At 67.1% G+C, this 8,769-nt stretch carries 6 protein-coding genes and 2 pseudogenes; 5 read left to right on the top strand and 3 right to left on the bottom strand.

The window, feature by feature from the left end; genetic code table 11:
* Window positions 1-89: 89 nt before the first annotated feature.
* Entirely contained in the window at window positions 90-1,499 is a 1,410-nt protein-coding gene (locus AB0K18_RS50075) for a tachylectin-related carbohydrate-binding protein (protein ID WP_364930223.1), read from the bottom strand.
* Window positions 1,500-2,001: 502 nt separating this feature from the next.
* Here AB0K18_RS50075 and AB0K18_RS50070 point away from each other — a divergent pair.
* Window positions 2,002-5,106 (top strand): BTAD domain-containing putative transcriptional regulator, encoded by a 3,105-nt coding sequence (locus AB0K18_RS50070; protein WP_364930220.1) that lies wholly within the window; start codon window positions 2,002-2,004, stop codon window positions 5,104-5,106.
* A 374-nt stretch (window positions 5,107-5,480) separates the two neighbouring features.
* On the opposite strand, the pseudogene AB0K18_RS50065 reads toward AB0K18_RS50070, so the two are convergent.
* A pseudogene (locus AB0K18_RS50065) lies at window positions 5,481-6,056 on the bottom strand (integrase core domain-containing protein); the annotation flags it as partial.
* 122 nt (window positions 6,057-6,178) lie between these two features.
* Here AB0K18_RS50065 and AB0K18_RS50060 point away from each other — a divergent pair.
* Together AB0K18_RS50060 and AB0K18_RS50055 are read left to right on the top strand one after the other, a co-directional pair.
* Window positions 6,179-6,538: pseudogene (locus AB0K18_RS50060) on the top strand (IS5 family transposase); the annotation flags it as partial.
* Between the two features lie 40 nt (window positions 6,539-6,578).
* On the top strand, window positions 6,579-7,010 hold the full coding sequence (locus tag AB0K18_RS50055) for a transposase (RefSeq protein ID WP_364930218.1): 432 nt from the start codon (window positions 6,579-6,581) through the stop codon (window positions 7,008-7,010).
* A gap of 108 nt (window positions 7,011-7,118) precedes the next feature.
* On the opposite strand, the gene AB0K18_RS50050 is transcribed toward AB0K18_RS50055, so the two are convergent.
* The gene (locus AB0K18_RS50050) at window positions 7,119-7,547 is read right to left on the bottom strand and encodes a nuclear transport factor 2 family protein (RefSeq protein ID WP_364930215.1); all 429 of its coding nucleotides are present in this window, start codon (window positions 7,545-7,547) and stop codon (window positions 7,119-7,121) included.
* A gap of 91 nt (window positions 7,548-7,638) precedes the next feature.
* On the opposite strand from AB0K18_RS50050, the gene AB0K18_RS50045 reads away from it, so the two are divergent.
* Together AB0K18_RS50045 and AB0K18_RS50040 are read left to right on the top strand one after the other, a co-directional pair.
* Complete coding sequence (locus tag AB0K18_RS50045) at window positions 7,639-8,148, top strand: MarR family winged helix-turn-helix transcriptional regulator (RefSeq protein ID WP_364930212.1); 510 nt, start codon at window positions 7,639-7,641, stop codon at window positions 8,146-8,148.
* Between the two features lie 225 nt (window positions 8,149-8,373).
* Window positions 8,374-8,769 (top strand): ricin-type beta-trefoil lectin domain protein (locus AB0K18_RS50040; RefSeq protein ID WP_364930209.1); only part of this gene is annotated, 396 nt, incomplete at its 3' end.

Raw genomic sequence — 8,769 nt, 5'->3', positions numbered from 1 at the left:
GCTCCGGCCACGGCCGGAGCCACCACGGGCCGCCTCGGTGCGGCGCCCGCGGCGGAGCCGGTCGTCAGCGTGACCGTCAGGCAGGGGGCTCAGGAACTTGAGGCGATGGTGAGGCCTTGCCAGCCAACGCCGACAACGAGGCCGCCGGTGAAGGGCAGACCACCGGGGTTGCTACCGCTGTTGTTGGGGTAGTACCGCATCTGCCCGCCGGGGTCGACACCGAGGACATCGGCAGATCCGTCCCCACTGACGTCGGCCGCGATCAGCGTCGCGAAACCGCCCCAGCCCTGTCCGATGTCCAGGCTGTAACCGTAGGGACGATCAGGGGAGACACCGATGTTGTTGGGGAACAGGAACATGTGCCCATTGGGTTCGATTCCCAGGACATCGGCGTAACTGTCGCCGGTGATATCGCCCAAAAGCACCTTGGTGAAGCGATCCCATCCTTCGCCGATCTTCATGCCGCCTATGAACGGCACACCGCCGGGGTTGCTGCCCCGGTTGTTCGGGTAGTACCAGAGATCGTTTTCTGCGCTGATGCCCAGGATGTCGGCGGATCCGTCACCACTGACGTCAGCCGCCAGCAGCTTTTTGAAGCCTTGCCAGCCGTGGCCGACCTCCCGACCGCCGGTGTACGGCACCCCACTGGGATTGATGAGGATGTTGTTGTCGTACTGATACATCCTGCCTTCGGCATTCACCGCGATCGCCTCGGCGAAGCCATCACCCGTCACGTCAGCCGCCAGCACATGCTTGAAGCCGCCCCAGCCCTGACCGATCGACCGCCCACCGCTATAGGGCACCCCACCCGGATTGATCAGGATGTTGTTGTCGTACTGCAGCAGTTCTCCATTGGCCCGATAAGCCAGCAGATCAGCGAACCCATCGCCGGTCACATCACTCACCGAACGGTCACGAGGAAGGCGTGCGGTCCACCAAGACGTCTGCTTCCGCGCGCCGGGCCAACCGAAACTGAAATGGATGTGATCAGTATGGGGACTGGCGCCGGTGTAGGATTTCCAGGCGCCTGCTTGCCATATCCTCCGGTTCCAGATGATGTACATGATTCCGAACCGTCTGGCCATGGCATTGACATTGCCGTGCCTATCGGTCGCCAGCAGCCAGTTGAGGAGATCGTTTGCCGCGGCCGCCTGGTCCGGAATGTTGACGTTGAAGTGGTAGTCAAGCGCCCTGCCTTCTTTGTGTTCGCTGGTGCCGCCTACGTCGCAGGAACGGACGATGGAAGAGGTATGCGTGCCATACGTCCGGTTCAGCAGGTCGCGGAACTCCACCACACCGGGCTTGGCGACAGGGTCGCAGGTGGTCTGAGATTGAGCAGGTGCGTAGCCCTCGATCGCCGGGCCGAAGTTCGGGGTCGGCGGCGCAGCCAAGGCCGGTGAGGCTGCGACCAGATGGGTAGCGGCAATGGATATGAGGCCCAGGAAGATTGCTAATATGCGGGGAATGACAGTGGATGGTAAGTGTCGATTGTTGCGCATGTGACAGTTCCTCTCGGTTCTTGTTGGTTCTCGCCGGGAGTTCGACTCGGAGCTGGCCTTTGTTTTCTTGGCCGAAGAAATGTGACCCTTTTCATGGGAGGCGATGGCCTCTCCAGCCTGTAAGATCTTGCTCCGCAAGTCCGCCGTCGGCCTGCTTGAGGTTGTACGAGTTCGGCCTGGTCAGCGGGGGCTGGCGTCGTGGAAGGAGAACGGTCATCGCGTGACGCCTCTACGTTGTGTCTAGCGGCCTGTGTGTCTGGTGGCGGATGTTCGAGGGCGCGGTGAACGTCGAGCACGGGGATTGTCGGTGCTGCTTCGTTCGGGGCCCCGCTCAAGCGGGTGGTGGCGTTTCCGCCATAACCTTCCATGGACCTCTGTCGTCCTGCTGGCGTGGCGCTGACGCGAAACGTCGGGCGGCAGTAAGCTTTCTGCCAGTCTGTCTGCCCTGAGATGTTGCCGCCGAGCTGACCGATGGTTGCTGTTCTTGCGTTAGCGTGGCGCTATGCGTTTCGGGATCTTGGGGCCGCTGGAGCTGCGAGCTGCTGACGGCACCTTGGTTGAGGTACGTGAGCCGAAGGCCCGGGTGCTGCTCGTCGCGCTACTCCTCAGCGAGGGTCGGCCGGTGTCGACCGACAGCCTGATCGAGGTTCTGTGGGGAGATGATCTACCCGCCAACCCTTCGGCAGCCTTGCACACGAAGGTCTCCCGGTTGCGCCGCGTGCTGGAGAACGCCGAGCCGGAGAGCGGTCGGCTGGTGGAGACCCGTGCGCCAGGGTACGCATTGCGCATCGACGTGGACGCGGTGGACATGGGCCGGTTCGCCGTCCTGGTGGCCCAGGCTGCGACGATCACGGACGCGGCGGCGCGATCCGCCGTGTTGACCGAGGCATTGGCGCTGTGGCGCGGCCCGGCGTTCGCCGAGTTCCGTGACGTCGGATTCGTCCGTTTGCCGATCCAGCGGCTGGAGGAGTTGCGGCTGGCCGCGTTAGAAGCCCGTGCGGATGCACGGCTCGAAGCCGGTGCGCAGGCCAACGACCTCGCTCTCTTGGCAGGTGAGCTTGGTGACCTGGTGGCTCGGCATCCATTGCGAGAACGCCTTCGGGCCCTGCACCTGCGCGCGCTCGCACGGGTCGGCAGGCAGCATGAGGCGCTGGAGGCATACCACGACGTACGCCGTCGGCTGGCCGACGAGCTTGGCGTGGACCCCGGGCCCGAGCTCGCGGGCGCCTACCAGGAGATCTTGCGGCCGGAACCGGTGCCGGCCGTGTCGGGGCCTCGGACCAGCATCCCCGTTCCGATCACCCGGCTGATCGGGCGGGCCGACGCGCTGACCGAGGTGGTGTCGCGACTCCAGTCCGCTCGACTGGTCACGCTCACGGGCCCGGGCGGCGTCGGCAAGACCCGCCTGGCGCTGGAGGTGGTGAACCAACTGGCCGGCACATTCACGGACGGTGTCTGCCTGGTCGAGCTCGCGACGCGCTCGGGCGCCGTGGCCGAGGCCGCGCTGGCCGCACTCGGCGTTCGGGACGATGCGAAGGCCGGCCCGCTCAGCCCCCCGCAACGGCTCGCCAACGCGCTGCGCAGCCGTCGCCTGCTGCTGGTCCTGGACAACTGCGAGCATGTGATCGGCCCGGTGGCCGAATTGGTGGCGCTGCTGCTCAAGACCGATTCCGAGCTGCGGATCCTGACGACCAGCCGGCGGTCGCTGGGGCTCCCCGGGGAGGTGCTGTGGCAGGTGCCGCCGCTGGACGAGGACAGTGCCAGGGAACTCTTCGTCGAGCGGGCGGCCGCAGCGGTCCCCGGGTTCGCTCTCGACGCCGACATCTCCGCTATTGTCGCGGAAGTCTGCCGTCGGCTCGATGGGCTGCCTCTGGCCCTCGAGCTGGCTGCCACACGACTTCGGACACTCGACATACGGGAGCTGGCCCGCCGGCTCGACGACCGCTTCCAGTTATTGAGCACCGGTCACCGGGGTGCCCCGCCCCAGCAACGCACGCTCCGAGTGATGATCGACTGGAGCTGGGAACAGCTGACCGATCCCGAACGCGCCGTACTACGACGGCTCGCCGTACACGCGGACGGCTGCACACTGGAGGCCGCTGAGGTGGTCTGCGCGGGAGACAGTGTCGATGCCGGGCAGGTGCTGGAGGCGCTCGCCGGCCTGGTGGACGCCTCGCTGGTCATGAGCCCGCCACGGTACCGGCTGCTGGAATCTGTGGCCGTTTACGGCCTCGATCGTCTGACCGAGGCGGGGGAGGGGGCGGCTGCCCGGCAGAGACACCTGCGCTACTACACCGCGTTCGCCGAACGGGCCGAACCGTACCTGCGCGGCCATGACCAGCGGGTCTGGCTCGAACGCCTGGATGGCGAGGCCGCCAATCTGCGGGCGGCGCTGGACTTCGCGATCGATGCCGACGCCACCGAGCACGCGCTCCGGCTGGTCAACGCGCAGGCATGGTATTGGTTTTTGCGCGGCCGGTACACCGAGGCCAGGTTGTCGCTGGGCAAGGCGATGGCCATCGCAGGCGAAGGACCGACGGTTCCCTGGGCCAAGGCGGTGGTCTGGCACTCCAGCTTCGCGGCGCTGACCGGCGTCGGCGTCCGGGCGGCACCTGTGCCACAGGAAATCTCCGACGATCCGGCGGTACGAGCGCTGGCGGTCTGGTTGCGCGGGTTCGTGCAATACTCGCCCGGCGGTGATCTGTCGGACAGCGAGGATGCCATGAGGCAGGCGCTGGAAGAATTCCGCTCTCTCGGCGACCGCTGGGGGGTCGCCGCGACGCTGGCGATCCGGGCCGGCCAGGCGATGCTACGAGGGGATCTGGTCGAAGCCGGCGACTTCGGTGGCGAGAGCCTCGAGCTCTTCCGCGTGCTAGGTGACCGATGGGGACAACTGCAGACCGTCCAGCCGCTCGCATCGCTGACCGAAATCAAGGGTGACTACGAACGCGCCGAGCGGCTGCACGGCGACGGACTACGCCTGGCGGAGGAGCTGGGCCTGTGGCCCAGCGTCGCCGATCGCCTGATCGGTCTGGGCCATATCGCCTTGCTCACCGGGGATCACACACGCTCCAAAGAGTTCCACGAGCGTGCCCGTCGCCTCGCCGCCGAGCAAGGCTACGTGTACGGAGAACTGCATGCCGAACTCGGACTGGCGCTGGCGGAACGCCGCGAGGGCAACTTCGAGCTCGCCGAGCTGCTGCTGCGGAGCGTGCAGGGTCGGTACGTCAAGCTGTCGTCCGCGTCCGGTTCGGCACTGATCTCGGCCGAGCTCGGCTTCACGGCCGAGCAACGCGGTAACGCCGCGGCCGCCTTGGCTCTGCACCGAGACAGCCTGGCCATCGCACGCCGCAACGGCGATCCACGCGCGGTCGCTTTGGCGATCGAAGGGCTCGCCGGAGCGGCTGCTCTCGACGGGCGGCATGAGCAGGCGGCCGCACTGCTCGGCGCTGCGGCCACGTGCCGAGACTTGGTGGGCGCTCCGCTACCACGCGCCGAACGCGGCGACGTCGATCGGATCACCGCCAAGGTCCGAGCCGCCCTCGGCGAACAGACATTCGCCACCGAGTTCGCCCGAGGGATCATTCTCGATCCCTCCCAGATCTGATCTCGCCGCCATCCGCGAGGAATTCGGCAAGGCGCGGTGGATGAGCAGGAACCCTTTCCGCGCGATCACACGTGTGAGTGACCTGGAGCCCGACCGGATCATCACGCTGATCGCCGACCCGGACATCAACCGGCTCATACCGAGCGCGCCGGTGGTTCGGCCCGCACCTCGAACCCGTCACCGGCGTTGCCCGCCCGAAGCTCCCCGCCCATCCCCTGCACCAGCGCAGCCGGCGCCTCGCTGCCCACTCACCCGTCCGGCGCGAGCGGCCGCAGCACGCGCACGGTCATCTCCTTGGCCTGCCCCATTTCGTCCCAGACCGCCACCGGCCGACGCTGCCGCAAACCTCTCCGCGTTCTCCACAGTCACCGTGATCAGCCTGAGCTGGCACCCGATCGAGTCCTGCATGTCCTGTGCCGCTCCGGCAGCCAGTCCGGGTAGTACGAGCCGGTCCGCAGCCGTCCCGGCGCCGGTGTCCCTGAACCGGTCCGGGTTCCTTGGAGGCCCTGGTGTGCCCCGAGTACGGTGGAGTCGCGTTCCTGGATTGTTGCCACGGTGGGTGTGTTCTCGAACTGTATCGGGGTGCGCATGCCCAGGCTGCTGTGTCGTCGTTGCCGGTTGTGCCAGATCTTCAGGTATTCGAAGATCGCGTTCGCGAGTTCGATGCGGGTGTTCCAGCGCCGGCGATCCAGGAGTTCGACCTGCATCCGGGACCAGAACGATTCCATCATGGCGTTGTCGAAGCAGTCGCCGACGCTGCCCATCGAGGGCAGCAGGCCGGAGTCCTTGGCCCGCTGGGTGAAGGCCCAGGATCCGAACTGGACTCCCTGCTCGGAGTGGATGATGGTTCCTGCGGGTGGTGCGCGGTTGTCGATGGCCATGCCTAACGCGCTGGTCACCAGCGTGGCGGTCTGGGTGGAGTCGATGGACCAGCCGACCACCCGTCGGGAGTAGGGCCTGTCTCGAAGTGTTGATCAACGGCGTGTCGGAGCCGGACAAGCGAAGAGGTCTCCGGTAGAGGTTCATCGACCAAGAAGAACCCGTAACCGGAGACCTCGCGGGCACCTTAGCGGTGACGCGGCGCTTCGACCTCACCGATGCGCAGTGGGCGCGGCTGGAACCGCTCCTGCCCGCACCCAAAAGGCGAGGTCGCCCGTCGCAGTGGAGCAAACGCCAGCTGATCGACGGCATCCGCTGGCGAGTACGCGTCGGCGCGCCATGGCGCGACATCCCCGTATGCCACGGCTCCTGGCAAGCCGTCTACAGCCTGTTCCGCCGCTGGCAGCGCGCCGGCATCTGGCAGCAGATCCTCACCCGGCTGCAGGCGGAGGCTGACGCCCGAGGCCTGCTCGGCTGGCAGGTCGGCGTGGACTCCACCATCTGCCGGGCCCATGAGCACGCCGCCGGCGCCGCCCGGCACAGCGAACTCCAGGCCGAGCCGCCCGGCGGCGTGCGACCCGAGCCTGCCGACCATGCTCTCGGACGCTCTCGGACGCTCCCGGGGTGGGCTGTCGACCAAGCTGCACCTGGCCTGCGAGCAGGGCCAGCGCCTGCTCGCGGTGGTGCTCACCGCCGGCCAGCGCGGCGACGCACCCCAGTTCCCAGCTGTCATGGCCGCGATCCGGGTGCCCCGGCTCGGGCCCGGCCGACCGCGCACCCGGCCCGAGACCGTCCGCGCCGACAAGGCCTACTCCTCCCGCGCCATCCGCCGGCACCTGCGCTCCCGCAAGATCCGCTGCACCATACCCGCGCAAATGGCCGTCGGCCACCAGGACGGCAGGCAGAGCATCCCGACCGCGACCGGAGTCTGTGGGTGCTGCGGAGGCCGGCTGATCACTCGCCGGTCTCTGGAATCCTCGCGCCATGACCCCCGATCGCCGTCGGCACATTCGACCTATCTGTGAGGTCGTCGTTGCACTGTCGACGTTTCTTCCTGCTGGTCGGCGGGGGCCGGGGGAGCCGCATGACGACACGGTCGCCTGCTCCCCGGCGTGTCCCCGGCCTTCCGGAGGTCAGTTCTCGCGGGTCCAGGCAGGTGTGATCCGCTGCTCACGGAATCGCCAGCCCGCCGGCGTCCGCACCACGGTGCCGGCCATGCGCAGGCCGCCGGTGAAGTGAGGTGCTTGGTCGTCGCGGTAGTAGAACACGAGCGAGTACGCCGAGGCAGCCGCCTGATCGCCGTTGACGTCCACCAGCAGATCAGTGGTCAGGTGCTGGGCTTGCTGCCCCTGGACCTCGCTCTGTCGCATGAAGCCGACGACCTTGTCGATGCCGCGGAGTTCGCCCCCGCGCGGCGAGTGCACCGCCACATCGTCGGTGAAGACGGTCCCTGCATCCTCCCAGCGCTTCTCGTCGAGCAGGCGCGCGAAGCGGGCGAACAGATCGGCGATCTCGATGCGGTCGGCGACCGAAGTATCCATGGACACGACGTCCTCCTTCATTCGTTCAGCTAACGTTTATTGTTTTAACGTTTCCGATGTGAACGAACTTACATCGTTAGTCGAACGAACACAACAGAGTAGGATCAGCGTCATGACCAGCAGGGCGGAAGCCGCGGACATGCCGCACGACGGCGAGACGAAGACGCCGGACAGACTGCGCCGACGGGCCAGTCGCCTGCTGTCAGGCATCACCGCGCAGTCGGACCGGCTGGTGAACGAGGGGTTGGCCCAGGTCGGCGCCCGCAAGTGGCACTACGCGGTGCTGGCTTCGTTGCAGGAGTACGGTCCGGGCAGCCAGGCGACGCTGAGCCGGCGCACCGGCATTTACCGCAGCGACATGGTCGGCGTCCTCAACGAACTGGCCGAACGCGGCCTCCTCGAGCGGGCACCGGATCCCGACGACCGCCGCCGCAACGTCATCACGATCACCGCTCACGGCCGTCGGCACCTGCGCCGCCTCGACAAGGTCCTCGACGACCTCCACGACGAGCTGCTCGCCCCGCTGACCCCTGCCGAACGCGACCAGTTCGTGCACCTGCTCACCCGCTTGCTGGACCACCACACCCAGCAGGCACCGCACTCCCCATCTCACGCTGGGTGACGAGCCGAAGCTCCGGGCGCGATTATCTGTTGCAGGTCAGGGAGTTCTCACCTTCACGATCTGTCACTGAAGGTAATCAGATAAATACTTTGAGTGGCAATGGTTCTGGTGCTCGGCGCCTCTACCGGCAACCGATGCGGCGCAGACTCCCTGCTCTGCCCTGCCCCGGCGCAACGTCGCGGTGATCGTCGCACCCCGAGCCGCCCCCGAGAAGAGGAGTCTCTCATGCACACCGGCAACTTCACCCGGCTGCTGGCCGCGACGGCCGTCAGCGCGGCCACGCTGGTCCTGACAGCCGCGCCCGCATCGGCGGCCATCCGAGGTGGCGCGCAGGCCGCGCTCCAGGCACAGGTCCAGGGCGTGTGCCTGGATACGACCAACTCTCGGTCCAACAACACGAACGTCCGGTTGTGGTCGTGTCTGGATCATCCGAACCAGCGGTGGGTCGTGCGGGGTGGTCGCATCCTCGTCGAGGACACCGTCGGCAGCGGCCGGGAGGTGTGCCTGGACGCGACCAACAGTCGGGCCAACAACACGAACGTCCGGTTGTGGTCGTGTCTGGATCATCCGAACCAGCGGTGGGTCGTGCGGGGTGGTCGCATCCTCGTCGAGGACACCGTC

The organism is Nonomuraea sp. NPDC049421 (genome assembly GCF_040677005.1).
GTDB lineage: Bacteria > Actinomycetota > Actinomycetes > Streptosporangiales > Streptosporangiaceae > Nonomuraea > Nonomuraea salmonea.
The sequence above is the reverse complement of the archived record's forward strand: the minus strand, read 5'-3'. Positions and strand labels throughout refer to the sequence as shown.

Excerpts from the sequence above, each read along its gene's own strand:
- AB0K18_RS50070 (WP_364930220.1), top strand. The coding sequence starts at position 2,002 with ATGCGTTTCGGGATCTTGGGGCCGCTGGAGCTGCGAGCTGCTGACGGC.
- AB0K18_RS50075 (WP_364930223.1), bottom strand. The coding sequence starts at position 1,499 with ATGCGCAACAATCGACACTTACCATCCACTGTCATTCCCCGCATATTA.
- AB0K18_RS50055 (WP_364930218.1), top strand. The coding sequence starts at position 6,579 with ATGCTCTCGGACGCTCTCGGACGCTCCCGGGGTGGGCTGTCGACCAAG.
- AB0K18_RS50045 (WP_364930212.1), top strand. The coding sequence starts at position 7,639 with ATGACCAGCAGGGCGGAAGCCGCGGACATGCCGCACGACGGCGAGACG.
- AB0K18_RS50050 (WP_364930215.1), bottom strand. The coding sequence starts at position 7,547 with ATGAAGGAGGACGTCGTGTCCATGGATACTTCGGTCGCCGACCGCATC.